This is a genomic window from Lysinibacillus sp. GbtcB16 (assembly GCF_019091145.1).
GTDB classification, from domain to species: domain Bacteria; phylum Bacillota; class Bacilli; order Bacillales_A; family Planococcaceae; genus Lysinibacillus; species Lysinibacillus fusiformis.
The window spans coordinates 1-268 of sequence record NZ_JAGXJV010000442.1; the positions used below are offsets into that span (position 1 = coordinate 1).

Consider the following 268-nt stretch of genomic DNA (forward strand, 5'->3'; position numbering starts at 1 on the left):
AGGCACCGGTCCTGTAGATGCTGATGGTGTTGGGTTCGGCGACTGCTCCGGACTTAGACTTGGGCTAGGGCTAGGACTAGGGCTCACACCTGAGCTAGGGCTAGGTGAAACTGACGGACTAGGCGTAACGCTCGGCTTCGGTGATGCTGAAGCGCTCGGAGTCGGGTCTGGATCACTAGTTGATGTATTGTTATCCGGTGTCGGGGTTGGCCCTGGTGTCCCTGGCGGATCGGATGGATCTGGCGTACCCGGCGGTTGGGATGGGTCT

At 59.7% G+C, this 268-nt stretch carries 1 pseudogene; it reads left to right on the plus strand.

Annotated features, from left to right (window positions below):
* Positions 1-268, plus strand: a pseudogene (locus tag KVT27_RS24845) (hypothetical protein); the annotation flags it as partial.